The following is a 26057-nucleotide window of genomic DNA, read 5'->3' on the forward strand; positions in this document are numbered from 1 at the left end:
CGATGGTAGTGTGGGGTCTCCCCATGCGAGAGTAGGACACTGCCAGGCATCAATTAAGCCAAGAGGCCATCCGCAAGGATGGCCTTTTTGCTATGCGCAAAAGAAAAAGGCGCAGCCAGGCTGGGCCTTGTTAGCCGATAATCTGCACTTTCCTACGAATAAATTCCTGCCAGTTATATTCGCGATTATAAATATGGTTAATGTTTAAAAAACATAACTGTTTTCAGATGAATGTAAATCAGCCCTAATTGGATTGGTTTGGATCTCAACAATAAGCGCACCCACCAAGAAAAACTTTTATTAATCACCTTAACCATTATCTCTAATGTATTACCTAATTAATTTATATAGAAATTACCTTATAAAACAATTAGAAATATTTCATCTATGGATGATCTCCAGATAAAAGCAATATCAATGAAAACAAATATTAGTCTGACGTACCGAATCGAGTAGACTAGGTGGAGGTTCATTTCCGTATAGGTATTTATCGTTATGTCTACTGAAGGCGCGTCATTAAAAAACCACAATACCTTTGCGCTCCCGGTCAACGCAGCGCATCTGGTCATTGCCAACACTATCGAATTAATGATCAAGGTTTGGCAGAAAACGCAGAAGCGCCAAGAGCCGCTGCTGGTACTCGGTGAAGGAAGTAACGTCCTGTTTCTTGAAGACTTTGCCGGTACGGTCATGATCAATCAATTGAAAGGCATTGATATTAGAGAAGAAAAGGATGCCTGGTTCCTCCACGTCAGCTCAGGTGAAAATTGGCATGGCCTGGTTTGTCGGACCCTGGATATCAGCATTCCTGGCCTGGAAAATTTGGCTCTGATCCCTGGCCTGGTCGGCTCTGCCCCCATTCAGAATATCGGCGCCTATGGCATCGAGCTCAAAAGCGTATGTGACTACGTTGATCTATTGGATCTGAGTACGGGAGCCATCGATCGCATTTCAGCGTCAGATTGTGGGTTTGGCTACCGTGAAAGCATTTTCAAACATCATTTTCAGAAGGGGCATATCATTGTTGGCGTAGGCTTGCGCCTGAACAAACAATGGAACCCGATGCTTAATTATGGCGAGCTGGCAAAACTGGATCCGGTAACGGTGACCCCACGTCAGGTCTTTGATTCAGTGTGCGCCATGCGTCGCAGTAAGCTGCCGGATCCTAAGGTGATGGGTAATGCCGGTAGTTTCTTCAAAAATCCGTTGGTCAGTAGTGAAAAGGCCGCTGCGCTGATGCTCGAATATCCTGGTATGCCGCATTACCCACAGCAGGATGGTCAGGTGAAGCTGGCAGCTGGCTGGTTGATCGATCAGTGTGAGCTGAAAGGTTATCGTATTGGCGGTGCGGCGGTACATAGTCAACAGGCGCTTGTTCTGGTTAATGTGGATAGTGCCACCAGTCAAAACGTGGTCGCCTTGGCTCGCCATGTGCGTAATACCGTAGCGAAAAAGTTTGATGTCTGGTTAGAGCCAGAAGTACGCTTTATCGGTAAGGATGGCGAGTTGAATGCCGTAGAGGTTCTGTCATGAAGGATACCAAAGTTCCCCTCAAGCTGATTGCAATACTGGCCGATGGTGGTTTCCATTCAGGCGAGCACCTTGGTGAATTACTGGGGATGAGCCGCGCAGCCATTAACAAGCATATACAGACCATCCGTGAGTGGGGCCTGGACGTGTTTACCGTACCCGGAAAAGGCTACAGTCTGCCTGCTCCAATCCAATTGCTGGATGCCGAACGTATTCTCAGCCAATTGGCAGATAAGCGTGTCACCGTGCTGCCGGTCGTGGATTCTACCAACCAATACCTATTGGAGCGTATTGCTGAGCTGCAGTCGGGTGATGCCTGTGTCGCTGAGTATCAGCAAGCCGGACGTGGTCGACGTGGACGCCAATGGATATCTCCATTTGGCGCCAATCTCTATCTTTCAATGTTTTGGCGCCTCGAGCAGGGGCCTGCCGCCGCAATGGGTCTGAGCCTGGTGATTGGTATAGTGATGGCCGAAGTGTTGCAAGGCCTCGGCGCGCAGGATGTCAGAGTCAAATGGCCGAATGATTTATATCTTAACGATCGTAAGTTGGCTGGGATCTTGGTCGAATTGACAGGGAAAACCGGTGATGCGGCACAGCTGGTCATCGGTGCAGGTATCAATTTGGCGATGCGTGAAACTAATGCCAATGCCATTAATCAAGGCTGGATAAACCTGCAGGAAGCGGGGATTAATATCGATCGCAATGAGCTGGCCGCGACTTTGCTTAATGAGCTACGCCAATCGCTGCGTCAGTTTGAGATTGAGGGTTTGACTCCCTTTATTTCACGCTGGCATGCGTTGGATAACTTTATTGACCGGCCTGTTAAGCTATTAATCGGTGAGCAGCAAATATTCGGCACTGCTCGCGGTATCGATCAGCAAGGGGCATTATTGCTTGAGCAAAATGGTGTTATTAAGCCATTCATTGGCGGAGAAATATCGCTACGTAGTGCAGAGTAAATTATTATTAATAAGGGGCTCTAAGGCCCCTTGTCGCTAATGAAATTACTTTCTCAAACGAACACTCTCGACTGCATGATTAGCGCTTTTGGTCATAATCAGGCTCGCACGTTCGCGTGTTGGAAGGATATTTTCCTGTAAATTCAATCCATTAATTTCATTCCACAGTTGAGTGGCTATATTAACAGCCTCAGGTTCTGGCAGCTTGGAATAGTTATGGAAATAAGAATCAGGATTAGAAAACGCTCCCTGACGGAATTTAAGGAACCGGTTAATGTACCAGGACTGTAACAGTTCTTCCGGTGCGTCGACATATATAGAGAAATCAACAAAGTCAGAAACAAATACGCGATGCGGATCATGAGGATAGTCCATACCGCTTTGTAAAACGTTGAGCCCTTCCAAAATAAGAATATCCGGCTGCTCGATGACTTTATTTCCTTCAGGAACAACATCATAAATCAAGTGGGAATATACCGGAGCAGTGACGCGTTTGGCGCCGGATTTCACTTCAGAAACGAACTTGACCAGGCTGTGCATATCGTAAGACTGCGGGAAACCTTTTTTCTTCATCAGCCCGCGTTCGTTCAACACTTTATTGGGATGCAGGAAACCATCAGTGGTTATCAGCTCAACGCTACGGTGTTCTGGCCAACTGCTGAGCAATGCCTGTAATAAACGTGCGGTGGTACTTTTGCCTACAGCAACGCTGCCGGCGATGCCGATAACGTAGGGGATTTTTTGTCCATCGGTTCCGAGAAATTGCTCGAGTACGGCCTGACGGCGCAGGTTGGAACTGATATAGAAGTTCAGCAACCGCGACAGCGGCAGATAAATCTGAGCCACCTCTTCCAAAGAGAGATCTTCGTTAATCCCTTTCAGTTTAACAATCTCTTCTTCTGACAGTGTCAGCGGCACCGAATCTCGCAACGCAGCCCACTGGGTACGATCGAACTGAAGATAGGGCGTCGCTAAAGATTGATCTCTTTTTATCATAAGCCAAATTCTGCCTGTTAACGCAGGTTGGGAAAGGCGCCGGACGCCAACTCCAGATAATAAACAAGCTGCATATTATAGACAGCTTCGTTTTTGGCGTAGACTTTTTTCGCAAAAGTTATCGATTGGCGGCAGTTTATGTCAATTGTGAGAAGCGGCGCGCAGTTGATGGCAGAGGCGTTGCAAAGCGGTATCGCTAGGAAATGATACCGCTTTCATGCTAGCTGGCGATGGCTGGGGAGGTTTGGTTAACCGCGAACAGGCGCTTGTAGTAAATGACTGTCGGGTGATAGTAGCCATCGGGTGCGGCGGCATAGTCGGGTAACTCTCCGAGGCAGCGATAGCCCAATGAGCGATACAGCGCCTCTGCAGCGGAACCTGCCTGCGTGTCGAGATAAAGCAGGCCGCGCTGTTGCTGAAGTGCTGACTGTTCCAATGCTTTCATCAGGGCTTGTCCGACACCGTTACGACGTGCCCGGCTGTGGACTAATAGTTTTTGTACTTCAGCCCTGTTGCGTCCATTCGGTTTCTGGCACAGCTCCAGTTGTACTGTGCCAATGACGCCGCGCTCGTCTCTGGCAATCCACAACAACAGCTCTCCTTTGGCCAAGGCAGGCCTCAGGCTGTGGAAGTAACTCTCGGCGTCTTCATGCGGGATCAGTGTGTCGTAACCCACTGAGGCCCCATGCGTTACCGCATCGGTCAACAGGCGAGCCAGTTCATTTCGGTAAATGGGCAGCGTGGCGGCATTAATCAGGACAATTTTCATCGGTCATTCCTCCTGGGTGAGGGGGTAATGAAGACAAGCAATAATTGCGCCAGAGCGGTGGTGGGTGCTGTGGCAGCGAAAGCGGTGAGAAATAATGATAGTTGATGTCATTACGTGGGGCACTCATCCCTTTTTTGGTGCATCGATATCACTCACAGTTTCCTGTTTTGGGTTTACGGATTTGAGATAACGGGCACGGGGAAAGAAAGGGTCAATACTTGCAAAAAGTGGATTAAATTGTAGAGAATGATGCCTGCAGTTGATGAATCTTTGCACGCTACGCGCAGTAAATTGCAAGACACCGTGCAAAATTGGGTGATTTGTGAGCGAAAGTGCAACTAACGCAATTTTTTTGTTGCATAGGTCGTCCGGTCTACCTAGAATGCGCTGCACTTGATGCCGGCTTAGCTCAGTTGGTAGAGCAACTGACTTGTAATCAGTAGGTCACCAGTTCGATTCCGGTAGCCGGCACCAATCAAGTCACAGTAGTTAAAATCTGGTGGGGTTCCCGAGCGGCCAAAGGGAGCAGACTGTAAATCTGCCGTCACAGACTTCGAAGGTTCGAATCCTTCCCCCACCACCATATCTTGCCTTAGGCAGTTAACTGGCCAGCGATAATCTCGCAACGGTTGACTTGCAGAAGGAGAAGGCGAAAGCCTTCGCAAGGTTCGAGTTGTACAGCGCATAGCGCAAACAACTCGAAGGGTGAGAGTTAAGCGATAAACAATCCTTCTCCTCCCTTAAAATTCTACAGAAAAGTCAGGTAGCCGAGTTCCAGGATGCGGGCATCGTATAATGGCTATTACCTCAGCCTTCCAAGCTGATGATGTGGGTTCGATTCCCACTGCCCGCTCCAAGATGTGCTGATATAGCTCAGTTGGTAGAGCGCACCCTTGGTAAGGGTGAGGTCGGCAGTTCGAATCTGCCTATCAGCACCACTTCTTATTATCTCGCCCCCTGATTTTCTTTCTGTTCTGGATTCAACAAGCAAATGCTTGGTTGATGTGGTGATACCACCGATTTATCCGTGTCTTAGAGGGACAATCGATGTCTAAAGAAAAGTTTGAACGTTCAAAACCGCACGTTAACGTCGGTACTATCGGCCACGTTGACCACGGTAAAACTACCCTGACTGCAGCAATCACCACCGTTCTGGCTAAAACCTACGGCGGTTCTGCACGTGCTTTCGACCAGATCGATAACGCGCCAGAAGAAAAAGCTCGTGGTATCACCATCAACACTTCTCACGTTGAGTATGACACCCCGACTCGTCACTACGCGCACGTTGACTGCCCAGGGCACGCCGACTACGTTAAAAACATGATCACCGGTGCTGCTCAGATGGACGGCGCTATCCTGGTTGTTGCTGCGACTGACGGCCCAATGCCTCAGACCCGTGAGCACATCCTGCTGGGTCGTCAGGTTGGCGTTCCTTTCATCATCGTATTCATGAACAAATGCGACATGGTTGATGATGAAGAGCTGCTGGAACTGGTAGAAATGGAAGTTCGTGAACTTCTGTCTGCTTACGACTTCCCTGGTGATGACCTGCCGGTTGTTCGTGGTTCAGCGCTGAAAGCACTGGAAGGCGAAGCTGAGTGGGAAGCTAAAATCATCGAGCTGGCCGGTTACCTGGATTCTTACATCCCAGAACCAGAGCGTGCTATCGACAAGCCGTTCCTGCTGCCAATCGAAGACGTCTTCTCCATCTCCGGTCGTGGTACCGTTGTTACCGGGCGTGTTGAGCGCGGTATCGTTAAAGTTGGCGAAGAAGTTGAAATCGTTGGTATCAAAGACACCGTTAAGTCTACCTGTACTGGCGTTGAAATGTTCCGCAAACTGCTGGACGAAGGCCGTGCTGGTGAGAACGTTGGTGTTCTGCTGCGTGGTATCAAGCGTGAAGACATCGAACGTGGCCAGGTACTGGCTAAACCAGGTTCAATCAAGCCACACACCAAGTTCGACTCAGAAGTGTACATCCTGAGCAAAGAAGAAGGTGGTCGTCATACTCCATTCTTCAAAGGCTACCGTCCACAGTTCTACTTCCGTACAACTGACGTGACCGGTACCATCGAACTGCCAGAAGGCGTTGAAATGGTAATGCCAGGTGACAACGTGAACATGGTTGTTACCCTGATCCACCCAATCGCGATGGACGACGGCCTGCGTTTCGCAATCCGTGAAGGCGGCCGTACCGTTGGCGCTGGTGTTGTTGCCAAAGTTATCGCTTAATCGCTGATAACGTTTGACGCGACACGCGGTAAAAGGGCATCATTTGATGCCCTTTTTCTACGCTGTGAACTAGAACCTATCTCATCAGCGATTTTGCAGTCATAATCATTGGTGAGATGGGCTCTTAAAGCCGTATTGACTGAGATACGTCATAGCGTAAAACACCGAAATGCTGCCGAGCGGCATTTGATCGGTTTGGTTTGTCTTGCTGTGCGAGGCAAAGTTGTCTGTTCTGAATTCATTGTGACAGGTTGGTTTATGAGTGCGAATACCGAGGCTCAAGGGAGCGGGCGCGGCCTGGAAACGGCTAAGTGGCTGATCGTCGCCGTTCTGTTGGTTGTAGCGATTGTCGGTAACTATTACTACCGTGATTTCAGCCTGCCATTACGTGCGCTGGCTGTTGTAGTGGTTATCGCTGTTGCTGGCGCTGTAGCGCTGATGACCACCAAAGGCAAGGCCACCGTTGCGTTTGCACGCGAAGCGCGCACTGAAGTGCGCAAGGTGATCTGGCCAACTCGTCAGGAAACGCTACACACCACGTTGATCGTTGCCGCGGTAACTGCCGTGATGTCACTGATTCTGTGGGGCCTGGACGGTATTCTGGTCCGTCTGGTATCGTTTATTACTGGCCTGAGGTTCTAAAATGTCTGAAGCTCCAAAAAAACGTTGGTACGTCGTTCAGGCGTTTTCCGGTTTTGAAGGTCGCGTAGCGCAATCGCTGCGTGAGCACATCAAACTGCACGATATGGAAGAACTGTTCGGCGAAGTGATGGTACCTACGGAAGAAGTTGTTGAGATCCGTGGTGGCCAACGTCGTAAAAGTGAACGTAAATTCTTCCCGGGCTATGTCCTGGTCCAGATGGTTATGAACGATGCCAGCTGGCACCTGGTGCGTAGCGTTCCGCGCGTAATGGGTTTCATCGGCGGCACCTCTGACCGTCCGGCACCGATCAGCGATAAAGAAGTTGATGCGATTATGAACCGCCTGCAACAGGTCGGTGACAAGCCGCGTCCTAAAACGCTGTTCGAACCGGGTGAACTGGTCCGTGTTAACGATGGTCCGTTTGCTGACTTCAACGGTGTTGTTGAAGAAGTGGATTACGAGAAGAGCCGCCTGAAAGTTTCCGTTTCCATCTTTGGCCGTGCAACGCCGGTGGAACTGGACTTCGCTCAGGTTGAAAAGGGCTGATCAATTAATCAGCAGCGAGTGGCTTTTGCCGCTTGTCAGAGGCGCGAAATTGAACTATAATTTCGCGCCTTTTGTTTTTATAGGCCTTGCTCATTGAGTTGAGCGGGGTGAAACACGGGGAGCCTCTATTGAGGCGATATTACCCAAACCGAGGAATTGTAAATGGCCAAGAAAGTACAAGCCTACGTTAAGCTGCAGGTTGCAGCCGGTATGGCTAACCCAAGTCCGCCAGTTGGTCCAGCTCTGGGTCAGCAAGGCGTTAACATCATGGAATTCTGTAAGGCGTTCAATGCTAAGACTGACAGCGTTGAGAAAGGTCTGCCGATTCCGGTTGTTATTACCGTTTATTCTGATCGCTCCTTCACTTTCGTTACCAAAACCCCGCCAGCAGCAGTTCTGCTGAAAAAAGCGGCTGGTATCAAGTCTGGTTCTGGCAAGCCGAACAAAGACAAAGTAGGTAAAGTGACTCGTGCTCAGGTACGTGAAATCGCAGAAACCAAAGCTGCGGACATGACTGGTTCTGACGTTGAAGCGATGACTCGCTCCATCGAAGGTACTGCTCGTTCCATGGGCCTGGTAGTGGAGGATTAAGAAATGGCTAAGCTGACCAAGCGCATGCGCGTGATCCGTGACAAAGTTGATGCTACTAAACAGTATGACATCACCGAAGCTGTTGCTCTGCTGAAAGAGCTGGCCACCGCTAAATTCGTAGAAAGCGTTGACGTTGCTGTTAACCTCGGCATCGACGCTCGTAAATCTGACCAAAACGTTCGTGGCGCTACCGTTCTGCCAAACGGCACCGGTCGTTCTGTTCGCGTTGCCGTATTTGCCCAGGGCCCTAACGCTGAAGCTGCTAAAGCTGCTGGCGCAGAGCTGGTAGGTATGGAAGATCTGGCAGACCTGATCAAGAAAGGCGAAATGAACTTCGACGTTGTTATTGCTTCCCCGGATGCAATGCGCGTTGTTGGTCAACTGGGCCAGATCCTGGGTCCACGTGGCCTGATGCCAAACCCGAAAGTGGGTACCGTTACTCCGAACGTTGCTGAAGCAGTGAAAAACGCTAAAGCAGGTCAGGTTCGTTACCGTAACGACAAAAACGGCATCATCCATACCACTATCGGTAAGGTTGATTTCGAGTCAGACAAGCTGAAAGAAAACCTGGAAGCCCTGCTGGTTGCGCTGAAAAAAGCAAAACCATCTCAGGCGAAAGGCGTGTACATCAAGAAAGTTAGCCTCTCCACCACCATGGGTGCTGGCGTTGCTATCGATCAAAGCGGCCTGACTGCTGTAGCGAACTAATCGTCCTGCGATTATCGCTTTGACTTGGGGCTAAGGTTCGTCTAGAATCTTATGCCCCAAGGTTTTGCTATTGGCAATAGCCATAGTGGAACAAAGATTTTTCGGTTGGAGCCTGGCCTATCCAGGCCTCCGTCCAAGACCGCAGGTGTATCGAAAGGTACTTAATCCTTCCTGCGTAGACGGTGACAGAGCCTAAAGAAAATTTTTAAATTGTCTTTGCTGGATTCTGCTCACCGTGTTTGAACGCTCTCGCTGCGTGATTTATCACAAGGTGTTGAGTGATGTGAGTGCTGGGGATTTCCCCCGGCTAAATCCAGGAGCAAAAAGCTAATGGCATTAAATCTTCAAGACAAACAAGCGATTGTTGCTGAAGTCAACGAAGTAGCCAAAGGCGCGCTGTCTGCGGTTGTTGCGGATTCCCGTGGCGTTACCGTTGATAAAATGACTGAACTGCGTAAAGCAGGTCGTGAAGCTGGCGTTTACATGCGTGTTGTTCGCAACACCTTGATGCGTCGCGTAGTTGAAGGCACTCCATTCGAATGCCTGAAAGACACGTTTGTCGGTCCTACCTTGATTGCATTCTCTAACGAACACCCGGGCGCTGCTGCTCGTCTGTTCAAAGAGTTCGCGAAAGCGAATGCAAAATTCGAGGTTAAAGCTGCGGCCTTTGAAGGTGAGCTGATCCCTGCGGCACAAATTGACCGCTTGGCAACTCTGCCTACTTACGATGAAGCAATCGCACGCCTGATGGCAACCATGAAAGAAGCCGCTGCCGGCAAATTGGTTCGCACTCTGGCTGCACTGCGCGATCAGAAAGAAGCGGCATAAGCCCTCTTTCTTAGCCTTTGCTTACGTATTTAAACTATTTCTGAATTTTAGGAACATTTGTTATGTCTATCACTAAAGACCAAATTATCGAAGGCGTTGCAGCTCTGTCTGTAATGGAAATCGTTGAACTGATCGCCGCTATGGAAGAGAAGTTCGGTGTTTCTGCTGCTGCTGTAGCTGCAGGTCCTGCTGCTGCTGCTGAAGCTGTTGAAGAAAAAACTGAATTCGACGTTGTACTGAAAGGTATCGGCGCGAACAAAGTTGCAGTAATCAAAGCAGTACGTGGCGCAACTGGCCTGGGTCTGAAAGAAGCTAAAGACCTGGTTGAGTCTGCACCAGCAGCACTGAAAGAAGGCATCAGCAAAGACGACGCTGAAGCACTGAAAAAAGCTCTGGAAGAAGCTGGCGCTGAAGTTGAAGTTAAATAAGCCACTGCTTTCTGAGTGCAGTCTGTTTTAACTAACAGACTGATGGCTGGTGACTTTTTGGTCACCAGCCTTTTTGCGCTGTAGGGCGTCAGTAGAGTTTCACACTGTTTGGCTACTGACTAACCCCAATATTTCTTTCTATCGACGACTTAATATATTGCCCTCCCTGCCGCAGCAAAATCTGCCGTACAGCGCAACGAAATGATTTAAGCGTGATAGAAACGAGTATTGCGGAAAGTGTTCCCGCTTTCCGGTCGACAAAATGGTGTTGCGTGAACCGTCCTATATCCGGACGGACAGATAGGTTCGACTTTCCAGCGAGCTGAGGAACCCTATGGTTTACTCCTATACCGAGAAAAAACGTATTCGTAAGGATTTTGGTAAGCGTCCGCAAGTTTTGGACATACCATATCTCCTTTCTATCCAGCTTGATTCGTTCCAGAAGTTTATCGAGCAAGATCCAGAAGGGCAGTACGGCTTAGAAGCCGCATTCCGTTCTGTTTTCCCTATCCAGAGCTACAGTGGCAATTCGGAGCTGCAATACGTTAGCTACCGTCTTGGTGAGCCGGTCTTCGACGTCAAAGAGTGCCAGATCCGTGGTGTGACGTTCTCTGCACCGCTGCGCGTAAAACTGCGCCTGGTAATCTACGAGCGTGAAGCTCCGGAAGGTACGGTCAAAGACATCAAGGAACAAGAAGTCTATATGGGCGAGATTCCGCTCATGACCGAAAACGGCACCTTTGTGATCAACGGTACTGAGAGGGTTATCGTATCTCAGCTTCACCGTAGTCCTGGCGTATTCTTCGACAGCGATAAGGGTAAAACCCACTCTTCGGGTAAAGTGCTGTATAACGCACGTATCATCCCTTACCGCGGTTCATGGTTGGATTTCGAGTTTGACCCGAAAGACAACCTGTTTGTACGTATTGACCGTCGCCGTAAATTGCCTGCGACCATCATTCTGCGTGCATTGAACTACACCACTGAGCAGATCCTTGACCTGTTCTTTGCGAAAGTAGTTTTCGAGATCCGTGATAACAAGCTGCAGATGGAGCTGGTTCCAGAGCGTCTGCGTGGTGAGACTGCTTCGTTTGATATCGAAGCCAACGGCAAGATCTACATTGAGAAAGGCCGTCGTATCACCGCTCGTCATATCCGTCAGCTCGAAAAAGACGAAATTCATAGTATTGAAGTACCGGTCGAGTACATCGCGGGCAAAGTGGTCGCGAAGGACTATATCGATACCAATACCGGTGAGCTGATCTGCGCAGCCAACATGGAGCTGTCGCTGGATCTGCTGGCCAAACTGAGCCAGTCAGGCCACAAGCGTATTGAAACGCTGTTCACCAACGATCTGGACCACGGTGCGTACATCTCTGAGACCGTACGTGTCGATCCAACAAGCGATCGTTTGAGCGCGCTGGTAGAAATCTACCGCATGATGCGCCCTGGTGAGCCGCCAACGCGCGAAGCTGCCGAAAGCCTGTTCGAGAACCTGTTCTTCTCTGAAGACCGCTATGATCTGTCTGCGGTTGGTCGTATGAAGTTCAACCGTTCTCTGCTGCGTGACGAGATCGAAGGTTCGGGCATCCTGAGCAAAGACGACATCATTGAAGTGATGAAGAAGCTCATCGATATCCGTAACGGTAAAGGCGAAGTGGACGATATCGACCACTTGGGCAACCGTCGTATCCGTTCCGTCGGCGAAATGGCTGAGAACCAGTTCCGTGTAGGTCTGGTACGTGTTGAGCGTGCGGTGAAAGAACGTCTGTCCCTGGGCGATCTGGACACCCTGATGCCACAGGACATGATCAACGCCAAGCCAATTTCGGCGGCGGTGAAAGAGTTCTTCGGCTCCAGCCAGCTGTCTCAGTTTATGGACCAGAACAACCCGTTGTCCGAGATCACGCACAAGCGTCGTATCTCTGCATTGGGCCCAGGCGGTCTGACCCGTGAACGTGCCGGCTTTGAAGTTCGAGACGTACACCCGACTCACTACGGTCGTGTGTGTCCAATCGAAACGCCGGAAGGTCCAAACATCGGTCTGATCAACTCCTTGTCCGTGTACGCACAGACAAACGAGTATGGCTTCCTGGAAACTCCGTACCGCCGCGTGCGTGACGGTTTGGTTACCGATGAAATCAACTATCTGTCTGCTATTGAAGAAGGCAACTTCGTTATCGCTCAGGCGAACTCCAACCTGGACGAAGACGGCCGCTTCATAGAAGACCTGGTCACCTGTCGTAGCAAAGGCGAATCAAGCCTGTTCAGCCGCGATCAGGTTGACTATATGGACGTATCAACCCAGCAGGTTGTTTCCGTTGGTGCCTCACTGATTCCATTCCTGGAACACGATGACGCCAACCGTGCATTGATGGGTGCGAACATGCAACGTCAGGCGGTTCCAACCTTGCGTGCTGACAAGCCGCTGGTAGGTACCGGTATGGAACGTGCTGTAGCGGTTGACTCCGGTGTTACTGCCGTAGCTCGCCGTGGCGGTGTGATCCAGTACGTGGATGCTTCCCGTATCGTTATCAAAGTTAACGAAGACGAGATGCACGCGGGCGAAGCAGGTATCGATATTTACAACCTGACCAAGTACACCCGTTCTAACCAGAACACCTGCATCAACCAGATGCCGTGTGTGAATCTGGGTGAGCCAATCGAGCGCGGCGACGTGCTGGCAGATGGCCCGTCCACTGACCTGGGTGAACTGGCGCTGGGCCAGAACATGCGCGTGGCGTTCATGCCGTGGAACGGCTACAACTTCGAAGACTCCATCTTGGTGTCCGAGCGTGTAGTTCAGGAAGATCGCTTCACTACCATCCATATCCAGGAACTGGCGTGTGTGTCTCGCGACACCAAGTTGGGGCCTGAAGAGATCACTGCCGACATCCCTAACGTGGGTGAAGCTGCGCTCTCCAAACTGGATGAATCCGGTATCGTGTATATCGGTGCTGAAGTGACCGGTGGTGACATTCTGGTCGGTAAGGTAACGCCGAAAGGTGAAACCCAACTGACGCCAGAAGAGAAACTGCTGCGTGCGATCTTCGGTGAGAAGGCATCTGACGTTAAAGATTCCTCTCTGCGTGTACCAAACGGCGTTTCCGGTACGATTATCGACGTGCAGGTCTTCACCCGCGATGGCGTGGAAAAAGACAAGCGTGCGTTGGAAATCGAAGAGATGCAGCTGAAGCAGGCGAAGAAAGACCTGACTGAAGAACTGCAGATCCTGGAAGCTGGCTTGTTCACGCGTATCCATGCGGTGCTGGTTGCCGGCGGTGTCGAAGCTGAAAAGCTGAGCAAACTGCCACGCGATCGCTGGCTGGAACTGGGCCTGACCGACGAAGAGAAGCAAAACCAGCTGGAACAGCTGGCAGAGCAGTACGACGAGCTGAAATCCGACTTCGAGAAGAAGCTGGACGCCAAGCGTCGTAAGATCACCCAGGGCGATGATCTGGCACCAGGCGTGCTGAAAATCGTTAAGGTTTATCTGGCCGTTAAACGTCAGATCCAACCGGGTGACAAAATGGCAGGCCGCCACGGTAACAAAGGTGTTATCTCCAAGATCAACCCGATCGAAGATATGCCTTACGATGAAAACGGCACGCCGGTTGACATCGTACTGAACCCGCTGGGCGTACCATCACGTATGAACATCGGTCAGATCCTGGAAACCCACCTGGGTATGGCTGCGAAAGGCATTGGTGAGAAAATCAACCAAATGCTCAAGCAGCATCAGGAAGTGGCCAAACTGCGTGAGTTCATTCAGAAGGCCTACGATCTGGGCGACGACGTCTGCCAGAAAGTTGACCTGAACACCTTCACCGACGACGAAGTCCTGCGTCTGGCAGAGAACCTGAAAAAAGGTATGCCAATCGCAACGCCGGTGTTTGATGGTGCGAAAGAGACTGAAATCAAGCAACTGCTGGAAATGGGCGGGATCCCAACCTCGGGTCAGATTACGCTGTTCGATGGCCGTACCGGTGAGCAATTTGAGCGCCAGGTTACCGTTGGCTATATGTACATGCTGAAACTGAACCACTTGGTTGACGATAAGATGCACGCCCGTTCAACCGGTTCTTACAGCTTGGTTACTCAGCAACCGCTGGGTGGTAAGGCGCAGTTCGGTGGTCAACGCTTCGGTGAGATGGAAGTGTGGGCACTGGAAGCATACGGCGCGGCTTATACCCTGCAGGAAATGCTCACCGTTAAGTCGGATGACGTTAACGGCCGTACCAAGATGTACAAAAACATCGTGGATGGCGATCACCGCATGGAACCAGGCATGCCGGAGTCCTTCAACGTACTGTTGAAAGAAATCCGCTCGCTCGGTATCAACATCGAACTGGAAGACGAGTAATCGTTTTTCCGGCTCAGGCTCCCGGCCTTAGGGAGCCTGAGGGTGGTTGTTCAGGTCACACGGGTGCGCGATTTGTCAGCGTGCACCCAACAGGTTTAACTCCGACAGGAGCCAATCCGTGAAAGACTTATTGAAGTTTCTGAAAGCGCAAACTAAGACCGAAGAGTTTGATGCGATCAAGATTGCTCTGGCATCGCCAGACATGATCCGTTCGTGGTCGTTCGGTGAAGTTAAAAAGCCGGAAACCATTAACTACCGTACGTTCAAACCAGAACGTGACGGCCTTTTCTGCGCCCGTATCTTCGGGCCGGTAAAAGACTACGAGTGCCTGTGCGGTAAGTACAAGCGCTTAAAACACCGCGGCGTGATCTGTGAGAAGTGCGGCGTTGAAGTGACCCAGACCAAAGTACGCCGTGAGCGTATGGGCCACATCGAGCTGGCTTCACCGACTGCGCACATCTGGTTCCTGAAATCGCTGCCTTCGCGCATCGGTTTGCTGCTGGATATGCCGCTGCGTGACATCGAACGTGTACTGTACTTCGAATCCTATGTGGTTGTTGAAGGCGGTATGACTAACCTCGAGCGTCGTCAGATCCTGACTGAAGAGCAGTATCTGGATGCGCTGGAAGAGTTCGGTGACGAATTCGACGCCAAGATGGGTGCGGAAGCTATTCAGGCCCTGTTGAAAAACATGGATCTGGAAGCCGAGTGCGAGCAGCTGCGTGAAGAGCTGAACGAAACCAACTCCGAAACCAAGCGTAAGAAGCTGACCAAGCGTATCAAGCTGCTGGAAGCGTTCGTGCAGTCTGGCAACAAGCCAGAGTGGATGATCCTGACCGTGCTGCCGGTACTGCCGCCGGATCTGCGTCCGCTGGTTCCGTTGGATGGGGGGCGTTTCGCGACTTCAGATCTGAACGATCTGTATCGCCGCGTGATCAACCGTAACAACCGTCTGAAACGCCTGCTGGATCTGGCTGCGCCTGACATCATCGTGCGCAACGAAAAGCGTATGCTGCAAGAAGCGGTAGATGCCCTGCTGGATAACGGCCGTCGCGGTCGTGCCATCACCGGTTCCAACAAACGTCCTCTGAAATCTTTGGCCGATATGATCAAAGGTAAACAGGGTCGTTTCCGTCAGAACTTGTTGGGTAAACGTGTTGACTACTCTGGTCGTTCTGTAATCACCGTAGGTCCATACCTGCGTCTGCATCAGTGCGGTCTGCCTAAGAAAATGGCACTGGAGCTGTTCAAACCGTTCATCTACGGCAAATTGGAGCTGCGTGGCCTGGCCACCACCATCAAAGCCGCCAAGAAAATGGTTGAGCGCGAAGAAGCTGTCGTTTGGGATATCCTGGACGAAGTTATCCGCGAACACCCGGTACTGCTGAACCGTGCACCAACCCTGCACCGTTTGGGTATCCAGGCGTTTGAACCGGTTCTGATCGAAGGCAAGGCAATCCAGCTGCACCCGCTGGTTTGTGCGGCATACAACGCCGACTTCGATGGTGACCAGATGGCTGTTCACGTACCGTTGACGCTGGAAGCTCAGCTGGAAGCGCGTGCGTTGATGATGTCTACCAACAACATCCTGTCACCTGCGAACGGCGAGCCAATCATCGTTCCTTCTCAGGACGTTGTATTGGGTCTGTACTACATGACCCGTGACTGTGTTAACGCCAAAGGCGAAGGCATGGTGCTGAGCGGCCCGAAAGAAGCGGAGCGTATTTACCGTGCCGGTCTGGCTTCTCTGCATGCGCGTGTCAAAGTGCGTATCACCGAAGAGATCAAAAACACCGAAGGCGAGTCTGTACACCAGACTTCGATCATCGACACTACCGTTGGTCGCGCCATCCTGTGGATGATCGTGCCGCGCGGTCTGCCGTACTCGATCGTTAACCAGCCTTTGGGCAAGAAAGCTATCTCCAAGATGCTGAACACCTGTTACCGCATCCTGGGCCTGAAGCCGACCGTTATCTTTGCTGACCAGATCATGTACACCGGTTTTGCTTACGCAGCCCGTTCAGGCGCTTCCGTAGGTATCGACGACATGGTTATCCCGGCCAAGAAAGCGGAGATCATCGAAGAAGCGGAAACCGAAGTTGCCGAGATCCAGGAGCAGTTCCAATCTGGTCTGGTTACCGCCGGCGAACGCTACAACAAAGTGATCGATATCTGGGCTGCAGCAAACGAACGTGTTGCTAAAGCGATGATGGAAAACCTGTCGGTTGAAGACGTGGTTAACCGTGACGGCGTTGTGGAACAACAAGTTTCCTTCAACAGCATCTTTATGATGGCCGACTCCGGTGCGCGTGGTTCCGCCGCTCAGATTCGTCAGCTGGCCGGTATGCGTGGTCTGATGGCGAAGCCGGACGGCTCCATCATCGAAACGCCAATCACCGCGAACTTCCGTGAAGGTCTGAACGTACTCCAGTACTTCATCTCCACGCACGGTGCTCGTAAAGGTCTGGCGGATACCGCACTGAAAACGGCTAACTCCGGTTATCTGACCCGTCGTCTGGTTGACGTGGCGCAGGACTTGGTAGTTACCGAAGACGACTGTGGTACTCACAACGGCATCATGATGACTCCGGTTATCGAAGGTGGTGACGTTAAAGAGCCACTGCGCGAACGCGTTCTGGGTCGTGTGACAGCAGAAGATGTTATCAAGCCGGGTACGGCTGACATCCTGGTGCCACGCAACACCCTGCTGAACGAGAAGACCTGTGACCTGTTGGAAGAGAACTCTGTCGACAGCGTTAAAGTCCGTTCCGTAGTGAGCTGTGAAACCGACTTTGGTGTGTGTGCAAACTGCTATGGTCGCGACCTGGCACGTGGTCACATCATCAACAAAGGCGAAGCTATCGGCGTTATCGCGGCACAGTCAATCGGTGAGCCGGGTACACAGCTGACGATGCGTACGTTCCACATCGGTGGTGCGGCATCTCGTGCGGCTGCTGAATCCAGCATCCAGGTGAAAAACAAGGGTAGCCTGAAGCTGAGCAATGTGAAGTTCGTCATGAACGCCGCAGGCAAGCTGGTGATTACCTCTCGTAACACCGAACTGAAGCTGATCGACGAATTCGGCCGTACCAAAGAAAGCTACAAAGTGCCTTATGGTGCCGTGATGGGCAAAGGTGACGGTGCAGAAGTTAACGGCGGCGAAACCGTTGCTAACTGGGATCCGCACACCATGCCAGTTATCACCGAAGTGAGTGGTTTCATCCGCTTCGCTGATATGGTTGACGGCCAGACCATTACACGCCAGACCGACGAACTGACCGGTTTGTCTTCTCTGGTTGTACTGGACAGCGCAGAGCGTACCGGTAGCGGTAAAGACCTGCGTCCGGCACTGAAAATCGTTGATGCCAAAGGCGACGACGTGTTGATCCCAGGTACTGATATGCCTGCTCAATACTTCCTGCCAGGTAAAGCGATTGTGCAGCTGGAAGACGGCATTCAGATCGGTGCGGGTGATACTCTGGCGCGTATTCCTCAGGAATCCGGCGGTACCAAGGATATTACCGGTGGTCTGCCACGCGTTGCGGATCTGTTCGAAGCACGTCGTCCGAAAGAGCCTGCAATCCTGGCTGAAATCAGCGGGATTATCTCGTTCGGTAAAGAGACCAAAGGCAAACGTCGCCTGGTCATCTCTCCACTGGACGGCAGCGACGCTTACGAAGAGATGATTCCAAAATGGCGTCAGCTCAACGTGTTTGAAGGCGAAGTTGTGGAGCGCGGTGACGTTGTTTCTGACGGCCCAGAATCTCCGCACGACATTCTGCGTCTGCGTGGTGTGCATGCGGTTACCCGCTACATCACCAACGAAGTGCAGGAAGTTTACCGTCTGCAAGGCGTTAAGATTAACGATAAACACATTGAAGTTATCGTTCGTCAGATGCTGCGTAAAGGCACCATCGTCAGCGCAGGTGGCACCGAGTTCCTGGAAGGCGAGCAGGCTGAAGTGTCACGCGTTAAGATTGCCAACCGTCAGCTTGCTGCTGAAGGCAAAATCGAGGCAACCTTCTCACGCGATCTGCTGGGTATCACCAAGGCTTCCTTGGCGACCGAGTCCTTCATCTCCGCAGCATCGTTCCAGGAAACGACGCGTGTTCTGACCGAAGCGGCTGTTGCCGGTAAGCGTGATGAACTGCGTGGCCTGAAAGAGAACGTCATCGTGGGCCGTCTGATCCCAGCCGGTACCGGTTACGCTTATCATCAGGACCGTATGCGCCGTAAAGCACAGGGTGAAGTGCCAGTTGTTCCGCAGGTGAGCGCGGAAGAAGCAACGGCTAACCTGGCTGAACTGCTGAATGCAGGCTTGGGCGGCAACAACGATTAATCGTTGAATGCACTCGGGATCCGGCTTGCCGGTTCCTTGCCAGATAAACCGCTCCTCCGGGGGCGGTTTTTTTTTGCCCGCTCCGGCAGGGGGAATCTTTGCTACTATGAATAAACCCGAAATAATGGCTAAAATCACCTGCGTGCTATTACAACCAAGGATTGTACAGATATGGACAGCCTGATCACCTTCGAGAAACTTACGGCAAAACACCTGCCTTACCTGTATGAAATTAGATTCTCCGTCGAAGAGAACCCGCTTCACCCTCACCAGATCCAATATCTTCATAGGACCCAGGCACTGGATGATATTAACCAGGGTGGTGGTTGGATTTGCAAATGCGGTGATGATTACGCCGGCGTAGGTTTCGGGCTCTTTATTCCTGAACCCTTGATCGGTGGGCTGTTTGTTAAACCGGAATACCAGTCGAAGGGGATAGGTTCTGCCTTACTGAATGCAGTAACGGCATGGTTATTCGAAAATGGCGCTCAAGAGATCCATCTCACTACCGAGCCGGGATCGAAGGCTGAAGCGTTTTATCAGCGGCGCGGGTGGGTTGCCATTGGCAAGGATGAGTTTGGTCAGGCGGAGCTGGTTAAACGTAAAGGTGATAAGTAATGAAAATCAAAGGATTGATAGCATTATTTCTGATGTCTCTGTTTAGCGCTCCACTCTGTGCTGGCGTTGATTATTTTTATCTTAAAAAGAGCGATGGCGAGAAGGTTAAGATTACGCTAAAGGCATTAGAGGCGATGCCATCTTCTTCGATTAAAACCTCTACCAATTTCACTCCTGAGGCCGTTTTTACCGGCGTTGAGTTTAGCGTGCTGGCAAAGGAATATGGCCTGACGGGAAGTAAGGTTCGCGCTTTTGCCTGGGATGATTATTCATATTCAATGCCCGTTGCTGAGTTGGCTAAATACAAGGCTATTATCGCCTATAAGAAAAATGGCGAGCTTATGGACGTCGCACAGTTAGGGCCTTTTGCGATTATCTATCCTCGTGATAGCCACCCAGAGTTGAACAATATTGATGTGAACGCAAAAACCGTTTGGCAGATAAAGATGCTAGAGGTTAAGTGAAATGAGCAAAAAATTTATCGGGACGCTTGTCGCTCTGGTTGCAGTGTTGGTGCTCTTAGTTTTACTGATTGCCACAAATTTCGGCAATGTGAAAGAGCGATACAAGCAGATTGAGCCCAATCTCGATAATTACTCCGTTGCTGAAATCCTCTTTTTGTCATTTGAAAGGACAAAAACCGCATTGCTGCTGGGCGATGAGGATAACTACGACGCTTTTATGCTCAAAAAGAAAATATTTGCATCAAAAATTGCCATTCTTGAGGGGCGCTCGACGTTCAGCGATGCTTTTTATTATGATGAAGAATTTATAAAAACCATTGCGGTTTTGAAGCAGCAGTATGCTGAGCTGGATCAACTTAGCGTTGAGTTGTTAAATGGCACCAAAACCAGAGCAGATATACTCTCCTTTATGGACGAGATGGAAATTACCTTGGTCGATATTCAAGAGATAATCTACAAAATACAGATAAGGAATTTCACCGAGGTTAAAGACATCATCAAAGATAATTCAGGTAAAGCCGAGCTGTTTGCTATTATTTCACTGGTGCTGATTTTCTTGATGATGTTCCTGATTTTGAAGCATGCGTTTTCACTGAAGGAGATAGTTAAGAATAAGAATATCTTTATTTCTTCCATTTACCATGAGATAGCCGGCTCAACGCAGGCCATCGTGATTGCGGCAGACATCATGGAGCATGAGTTGGTGCAGGATGAGTTAAAAAAAGAGGCCAGGCTCATCTCGCATCACGGCAATAAAATTGCAGAGCAAACGCGTGAGGTCATGGATTACTCACGGCTTGAAATGGGGGAAGTAAAGGTCAATGATTCTCTGTTTTCACTCAATGAGGTGGTTGACGATGCTGTTGCTGCAGTGGGTGGGGACGGTCGCAATAAATTTATTGTCCGGTATTCGTCTTATTCAGGGGAAGTTCATTCCGATAAATACAAGTTATATCGAATAATCGTCAATCTGTTGGGTAATGCCGATAAATATACCCATTGCGGCTTGGTAATTCTGAATGTGAAGGTTTGTCACGGTCGTCTTTATCTTCTGGTGAAAGATAACGGTATCGGCTTTAACGTGAAAAATATTAACAGATTATATAAAGCATTTAATCAGGGGGTGGAAAGAGAGACGCGCCAGGGGCTGGGCTTGGGCCTGACCATTATAAAGAACTATGTGACCAGGATGAAGGGCACCCTCAGAGTAAAATCTGTTGAAGGTAAAGGCTCGTCATTCCTCATTTGCTTGCCAATAAAATCAGTTGAAAAACAAATGGGAAAGCAACAGTGAAGAAATAATCAGCGGCTTGGCTGGTTTCTCAATCAAATGTACGTCGTAGTTTAATATCATATCGCCGATGTTTTTCTCATAGTGGTGTAACTGGCCTGTCAGGATGATGATTTGTGCATGGGTATCCACTCGGTCTTTTATCTTTTCTACGACCTTTTCTGATGTCTCGCCAAAGTCTAACAGCCAATCAAGGATAAAGGCCTCGTAGGTATGTTGCTCCAGGCTGTCGATGATCGCCTTAGCGGTTGGAAAAGTCTCTGTTTCGATACCGTAGCGGGTGGTGATTTTTTTTAGCAACTCCAGGATGTCTTGGTCATTGTCGAGGATGGCAATTCTGGGTGCCGGAAGAAAGTCTATTTTCCTGACCTTATACAGCTCTGCGCCTGCGCTTTTATCTCTGCCGGTGTTAATAATAAAAAGATCGTCTTTTCTGAACGCATAGGTTTCCCCGTCCTCAATGCTGTCTACCGGCTTGTCATCAACCTCGATATTGCACCGTTTATGTATGCTGTTCATGATAAACACGCAGTTGTGGGCTCTGCGTCCTTCAAACGATTCATTGAAGTATTGAAATACTCTTTTTATCTCGTCGAGAGTGATGCCTCTTTTACCGTCCAGCTTCTGCTTGGCGCTGTTATATTGAAGGTTCAGAATGCTTGCCATGGTTGATGCGTGCTTTCTGTCACCTACCCCTTTCTGGGCCAGCAACATACTGATTGCCTCTGCGTAATTTGGCGTTTTTTTCATGATCACCTCGATTTTTCTGATGTTGACCACGAGCATTTGCTGTCCCGAGGTTGCCTGCTGGCTCGATTATAGATGAAGTCAGGATGGCTGCGGCGATATCCGTTTGATTTTCATGACTAAACTCAAATTACACTCAATAGCACTCAAAAAAACACTCAAAAGACATTCACATTTTATCGTTGATATGATTAATTAGCTCTTATATGTGCGATTCGCGTTCCTGGGGGGGCTGCCTGTCTCACAGAATAAGCTGCCTGCTCCTGTCTTCAAGCTAGGGGCAGGCAGCAAAAAAAGATACACGGCCGACGCCAGGGCCATTACAGCATCAGGGACTCATCACATCACCGCGGCGCAGGTGGTCACACCTTGCTCGCCTGTTGATATTGCCGCACGCTTTCTGCTACTTCTTCTGGCGCCACTACGCCTTCTTTCCCGACTACGACTGCCTGTGACGTGCCCAGTGCCACAATCCGATCGCCGACACTGAAAGTATGAGTCGCATAAAAGTAACGATCGTCCCAGTGAGTAATGGTCATACTGACTTGATAACGTTGGAAGGGCTGCAGCGCCTTTTTGTAATTCATATTCAGTTGACTGACGATCGGCGACCAACGCCGCTTGAGCATCAGCTTCATTAATCCGGTTCGAATAAACATATCCACCCGATTGAGGTCGCACACCGTCAGGTAGCGGCCATTATTCATGTGCAGATTGATATCGATATCATTTAGCCATACTCGAGTTTGCAGGGTGCTGGTCAGGTCATCCATTGACATGCGCGCTTTCCAGCGTGATGAGATAAAGATCCAAATCAGTCGCAGGTACAGGTTCATGGTTATTATTCCGCCGGGGGTGAGAGGTTAAATGTGGTCCAACCAGTTGACTTTGTCAAAATCCCCGAACCGCGTTGATGAGTGAGCAAACCGAAAAGGAAGGCCCGGATCGCGCGGGAGGGTATCCGGCACGATCCGGGGATGGGTAAGGCGGGGCCATTGAGAAGGTAACGGCCCCGGCCGGCGCCGGGTTTGGCGGCCGGCAGAGGGACTATAGCCGGTGTGATTTTCGGCACCAGCTTGGTTGATAGACTTTGCGCAGTCTATCTTTGGATTTCCCTGCAATGGTTAATGGATTGCAGCTTATTGCGCGCCACGCCCAAGATAGCCGTCCCAGTCTTTCCACACCGGCTGCAAACCGGCATCGCTAATCGCTTGCGCCACCTGTTGCGGCGTACGGCCATCATGCGGTTCGAACTGCTCCAGTTCAGGCGGCACGTCGTCGGCATAGCCACCGGGTTGTGTCTTGGATCCGGCGCTGACGCTGTTGATCGCCACCGGGATCATATGATCGCGGAAGAACGGGGATTCACGCGTCGACAAAGAAAGTTCCACGTCGGGGGCGAACAGCCGGAAAGCACAGATCAACTGCACCAGTTGCGGTTCACTCATGATCGACGCCGGTTCTATACCGCCGGCGCAGGGGCGCAAACGCGGGAACGAGATGGAATAACGGCTCTGCCAATAGGTTTGCTGCAGGTAGAATAAGTGCTCGGCCAGCATATAGCAGTCGGTGCGCCAACTGTTGGAGAGCCCGACCAGAGCGCCGAGACCGATCTTGTCGATCCCGGCGCGGCCCAGGCGATCCGGCGTGGCCAACCGCCAATGAAAGTCCTGTTTCTGCCCACGGAGGTGATGCTGCAGATAGGTGGCGGGATGATAGGTTTCCTGATACACCAACACGCCATCCAGCCCCAGCGTTTTCAGTTCGGCATACTCTTCCTGCGCCAGCGGTTGTACCTCCATCATCAGCGAACTGAAATGGCGGCGGATCGCCGGAATATGCTGGCGAAAGTAATCCATGCCGACCTTGGTTTGGTGTTCACCGGTGACCAGCAGCAGATGCTCAAAACCCAAAGCTTTAATCGCCAGACACTCGCGTTCGATTTCTGCGGCATCCAGGGTTTTGCGCTTGATGCGATTGCTCATTGAAAAACCGCAGTAAGTGCAGTCATTAGCGCATAGATTAGACAGGTATAAGGGCACATAGAAGCTGACCACGTTACCAAAACGTTGGCGAGTCAGTTGCTGTGCACGTTGCGCCAAAGGTTCCAGATAGTGCGCCGCGGCAGGGGAGATCAATGCCATAAAGTCTTCACGCGTCAGCTTGTCCGCATTGAGTGCACGCTCCACATCCCGCGCCGTCTTACTGTTAATGCGCAGCGAGATGTCGTCCCAATCCAACTGCTGCCAGCGGCGGCTGAAATCATCGGCCATCACAACGTCTCCCCGGCCTGGCTGAGAAAAGCCGTCAGCGGGCTGGAAGCCGCCGCACTACGTTGGCTACTGCCCAAACCGGCCTGACACGCCAGTTCACCGGCTTCCAAGGCCAAACGGAAAGCATGCGCCATCTGTACGGGATCGCGTGCCACGGCGATAGCCGTATTCACCAGCACCGCATCGGCACCCAGTTCCATGGCTTCCAGTGCATGGCTCGGCGCACCGATACCGGCGTCCACCACCACCGGCACTTTGGCCTGTTCGATAATGATCTCCAGAAAGTCGCGGGTGCGCAGCCCCCGGTTGGAACCGATTGGCGATCCGAGTGGCATGACCGCCGCGCAGCCCACTTCTTCCAGCCGTTTGCATAGCACCGGGTCGGCACCGCAGTAAGGCAGCACCACAAAGCCTTCTTTTACCAAGGTTTCCGCCGCTATCAGGGTTTCTATGGGGTCCGGCAGCAGGTATTTCACATCAGGGTGAATTTCCAGTTTTACCCAGTGAGTGCCGAGTGCCTCACGCGCCAGCCGGGCGGCGAATATCGCTTCGGCAGCGGTTTTGGCCCCAGAGGTGTTGGGCAGCAGGCGTACGCCCAACTGTTGCAGCGGCGCCAGAATGGCATCATTGCCGCCGTGCAGATCGACGCGTTTCATCGCCATGGTGACCAGCTGCGAACCGGAGGCCTGCAGGGCTTCCAGCATCAGCGCTGGGGTGGCGAACTTGCCGGTGCCGGTAAACAGGCGTGAAGTAAAGGTGGTATCGGCGATTTGTAGCATGTCAGCCTCCGGCGATCGCTTGAAACAACAGGATGTCATCACCGTCCTGCACCTGGTGGTTAGCCCAGTCGGCGCGCGGGATGATGGTTTGGTTGATAGCCAGCGCGGTGCCCGGCTGGTGGCGTTGCAGTTGTTCCAGCAAAGCATCGACGCTCAGGGGCTGCGCCAGTTCCAACGGCTGGTCATTAAGCCGGATCTTCATGCTGCCCCTCCGCATACTGCACAGGTGCTGGCCTGGCTGAGTTGCAAGGTGCTCCAGCTTTGTTGTTTACCGTCGAACAACCGTAGTTTGCCGTTCAGTGGTGAAGGCATGCCTGCCAGCATCTTTATCGCTTCCAGGGCTTGCAGCGTACCGATGACGCCGACCACCGGGCCGAGCACGCCAGCGGTGCGGCAATTTCGCTGCGGTTCTGCCTGTTCCGGGTAAAGGCAAGCGTAACAGCCGTGGACATAAGGCGGTTCAATGACCAGCAACTGGCCGCTGAAACCCACCGCGCTGCCGCTGATAAGCGGCTTGTCGGCACTGATGCAGGCGGCGTTCACCGCATGGCGGGTTTCCATATTGTCGCTGCAGTCCAAAATGAGATCGGCGCGCTCCACGGCGTGATGCAAGGTTTCACCTTGCAGCCGTTGCTCAAGCGCAATGGACTCGACCATCGGGTTCAGTGCCTGTAACTGGCGCTGTGCCAGAGCGGCTTTGCTTTTTTCCACGTCGGGGCTGCGGTACAGGATCTGGCGCTGCAGGTTGGTGACGTGAAGCGTATCGTCATCGGCCAGCAACAGCGTACCGACACCGGCGGCGGCCAGATAGAGCGCTGCAGGGGAGCCTAAGCCACCAAGCCCGACGATCAACGCCGTCGAACGCTTCAGCTTCTCCTGACCTTCCGGGCCGATATCTTCCAGCAGCAGTTGGCGGCTGTAACGCAGGAACTCTTGATCGTTCAACATGG

At 51.4% G+C, this 26057-nt stretch carries 23 protein-coding genes, 4 tRNA genes and 1 other RNA gene; 20 read left to right on the forward strand and 8 right to left on the reverse strand.

The annotated features are described in order from the left end of the window. The 3 genes from M2407_RS25035 to birA form a co-directional block, all read left to right on the forward strand. A partial coding sequence (locus tag M2407_RS25035; protein WP_259220122.1) for a hypothetical protein occupies positions 1 to 208 on the forward strand: 208 nt, incomplete at its 5' end. 287 nt (positions 209 to 495) lie between these two features. Continuing rightward, positions 496 to 1533, forward strand: a complete 1038-nt coding sequence (gene murB / locus M2407_RS25040) for a UDP-N-acetylmuramate dehydrogenase (RefSeq protein ID WP_217331916.1) — start codon at positions 496 to 498, stop codon at positions 1531 to 1533. Further along, positions 1530 to 2492: a bifunctional biotin--[acetyl-CoA-carboxylase] ligase/biotin operon repressor BirA gene (gene birA / locus M2407_RS25045; protein WP_046374700.1), complete on the forward strand. Its 963-nt coding sequence runs from the start codon at positions 1530 to 1532 to the stop codon at positions 2490 to 2492. The genes murB and birA overlap by 4 nt, the downstream gene beginning before the upstream one ends. Before the next feature lie 45 nt (positions 2493 to 2537). Here birA and coaA read toward each other — a convergent pair whose 3' ends face one another. Beyond that, the gene (gene coaA / locus M2407_RS25050; protein WP_020828749.1) at positions 2538 to 3488 is read right to left on the reverse strand and encodes a type I pantothenate kinase; all 951 of its coding nucleotides are present in this window, start codon (positions 3486 to 3488) and stop codon (positions 2538 to 2540) included. A gap of 220 nt (positions 3489 to 3708) precedes the next feature. Continuing rightward, a complete protein-coding gene (locus M2407_RS25055; protein WP_020828748.1) occupies positions 3709 to 4257 on the reverse strand; it encodes a GNAT family N-acetyltransferase in 549 nt (182 codons plus the stop codon). Positions 4258 to 4655: 398 nt separating this feature from the next. On the opposite strand from M2407_RS25055, the gene M2407_RS25060 reads away from it, so the two are divergent. From M2407_RS25060 to M2407_RS25140, 17 genes are all read left to right on the forward strand, one after another. Beyond that, positions 4656 to 4731: transfer RNA gene (locus tag M2407_RS25060), tRNA-Thr, on the forward strand. Positions 4732 to 4755: 24 nt separating this feature from the next. Beyond that, positions 4756 to 4840 (forward strand) — tRNA-Tyr (locus M2407_RS25065). A 46-nt stretch (positions 4841 to 4886) separates the two neighbouring features. Further along, a non-coding RNA gene (locus tag M2407_RS25070) (RtT sRNA) lies at positions 4887 to 5001 on the forward strand. A gap of 37 nt (positions 5002 to 5038) precedes the next feature. Beyond that, a tRNA-Gly gene (locus M2407_RS25075) sits at positions 5039 to 5113 on the forward strand. 6 nt (positions 5114 to 5119) lie between these two features. Continuing rightward, positions 5120 to 5195: transfer RNA gene (locus M2407_RS25080), tRNA-Thr, on the forward strand. A gap of 109 nt (positions 5196 to 5304) precedes the next feature. After that, entirely contained in the window at positions 5305 to 6489 is a 1185-nt protein-coding gene (gene tuf, locus M2407_RS25085; protein WP_020828747.1) for an elongation factor Tu, read from the forward strand. 258 nt (positions 6490 to 6747) lie between these two features. After that, positions 6748 to 7131, forward strand: a complete 384-nt coding sequence (secE, locus tag M2407_RS25090) for a preprotein translocase subunit SecE (protein WP_020828746.1) — start codon at positions 6748 to 6750, stop codon at positions 7129 to 7131. Position 7132: 1 nt separating this feature from the next. Continuing rightward, positions 7133 to 7678 carry a transcription termination/antitermination protein NusG gene (nusG, locus tag M2407_RS25095; protein WP_004953928.1) on the forward strand — a complete coding sequence of 182 codons (546 nt, stop codon included), beginning with the start codon at positions 7133 to 7135 and terminating at the stop codon, positions 7676 to 7678. Positions 7679 to 7840: 162 nt separating this feature from the next. Next, a complete protein-coding gene (gene rplK / locus M2407_RS25100) occupies positions 7841 to 8269 on the forward strand; it encodes a 50S ribosomal protein L11 (protein WP_015376316.1) in 429 nt (142 codons plus the stop codon). A gap of 3 nt (positions 8270 to 8272) precedes the next feature. Then, a complete protein-coding gene (rplA, locus tag M2407_RS25105; RefSeq protein WP_004953932.1) occupies positions 8273 to 8977 on the forward strand; it encodes a 50S ribosomal protein L1 in 705 nt (234 codons plus the stop codon). A 330-nt stretch (positions 8978 to 9307) separates the two neighbouring features. Continuing rightward, the gene (gene rplJ, locus M2407_RS25110) at positions 9308 to 9805 is read left to right on the forward strand and encodes a 50S ribosomal protein L10 (RefSeq protein WP_020828745.1); all 498 of its coding nucleotides are present in this window, start codon (positions 9308 to 9310) and stop codon (positions 9803 to 9805) included. A 62-nt stretch (positions 9806 to 9867) separates the two neighbouring features. Next, the gene (gene rplL, locus M2407_RS25115) at positions 9868 to 10233 is read left to right on the forward strand and encodes a 50S ribosomal protein L7/L12 (RefSeq protein ID WP_012004743.1); all 366 of its coding nucleotides are present in this window, start codon (positions 9868 to 9870) and stop codon (positions 10231 to 10233) included. A gap of 334 nt (positions 10234 to 10567) precedes the next feature. Next, on the forward strand, positions 10568 to 14596 hold the full coding sequence (gene rpoB / locus M2407_RS25120) for a DNA-directed RNA polymerase subunit beta (protein WP_020828744.1): 4029 nt from the start codon (positions 10568 to 10570) through the stop codon (positions 14594 to 14596). Between the two features lie 118 nt (positions 14597 to 14714). Next, positions 14715 to 18935, forward strand: a complete 4221-nt coding sequence (gene rpoC, locus M2407_RS25125) for a DNA-directed RNA polymerase subunit beta' (protein WP_020828743.1) — start codon at positions 14715 to 14717, stop codon at positions 18933 to 18935. 171 nt (positions 18936 to 19106) lie between these two features. Then, on the forward strand, positions 19107 to 19553 hold the full coding sequence (locus M2407_RS25130; protein WP_259220124.1) for an N-acetyltransferase: 447 nt from the start codon (positions 19107 to 19109) through the stop codon (positions 19551 to 19553). Further along, positions 19553 to 20017: an oxidoreductase gene (locus M2407_RS25135; RefSeq protein ID WP_122076613.1), complete on the forward strand. Its 465-nt coding sequence runs from the start codon at positions 19553 to 19555 to the stop codon at positions 20015 to 20017. The genes M2407_RS25130 and M2407_RS25135 overlap by 1 nt, the downstream gene beginning before the upstream one ends. 1 nt (position 20018) lies before the next feature. Further along, on the forward strand, positions 20019 to 21311 hold the full coding sequence (locus tag M2407_RS25140; RefSeq protein WP_020828740.1) for a HAMP domain-containing sensor histidine kinase: 1293 nt from the start codon (positions 20019 to 20021) through the stop codon (positions 21309 to 21311). On the opposite strand, the gene M2407_RS25145 is transcribed toward M2407_RS25140, so the two are convergent. The 6 genes from M2407_RS25145 to M2407_RS25170 all read right to left on the reverse strand — a co-directional run bounded on the left by M2407_RS25145 (position 21279) and on the right by M2407_RS25170 (position 26055). Beyond that, complete coding sequence (locus tag M2407_RS25145; protein ID WP_258090781.1) at positions 21279 to 22022, reverse strand: helix-turn-helix domain-containing protein; 744 nt, start codon at positions 22020 to 22022, stop codon at positions 21279 to 21281. The two genes, M2407_RS25140 and M2407_RS25145, sit on opposite strands and share 33 nt — an antisense overlap. Before the next feature lie 395 nt (positions 22023 to 22417). Next, positions 22418 to 22891 carry a thioesterase family protein gene (locus M2407_RS25150; RefSeq protein ID WP_230090449.1) on the reverse strand — a complete coding sequence of 158 codons (474 nt, stop codon included), beginning with the start codon at positions 22889 to 22891 and terminating at the stop codon, positions 22418 to 22420. 303 nt (positions 22892 to 23194) lie between these two features. Continuing rightward, entirely contained in the window at positions 23195 to 24328 is a 1134-nt protein-coding gene (thiH, locus tag M2407_RS25155) for a 2-iminoacetate synthase ThiH (protein WP_020828737.1), read from the reverse strand. After that, positions 24328 to 25107 carry a thiazole synthase gene (locus M2407_RS25160; RefSeq protein ID WP_259220126.1) on the reverse strand — a complete coding sequence of 260 codons (780 nt, stop codon included), beginning with the start codon at positions 25105 to 25107 and terminating at the stop codon, positions 24328 to 24330. The genes thiH and M2407_RS25160 overlap by 1 nt, the downstream gene beginning before the upstream one ends. A 1-nt stretch (position 25108) precedes the next feature. Beyond that, complete coding sequence (gene thiS, locus M2407_RS25165) at positions 25109 to 25309, reverse strand: sulfur carrier protein ThiS (protein WP_046374694.1); 201 nt, start codon at positions 25307 to 25309, stop codon at positions 25109 to 25111. Then, on the reverse strand, positions 25306 to 26055 hold the full coding sequence (locus tag M2407_RS25170) for a HesA/MoeB/ThiF family protein (RefSeq protein WP_259220127.1): 750 nt from the start codon (positions 26053 to 26055) through the stop codon (positions 25306 to 25308). Before M2407_RS25170 ends, thiS begins: the two co-directional genes overlap by 4 nt. Positions 26056 to 26057: the final 2 nt, after the last annotated feature.

This window comes from Serratia sp. BIGb0234, from assembly GCF_024809915.1.
GTDB classification, from domain to species: Bacteria; Pseudomonadota; Gammaproteobacteria; order Enterobacterales; family Enterobacteriaceae; genus Serratia; species Serratia liquefaciens.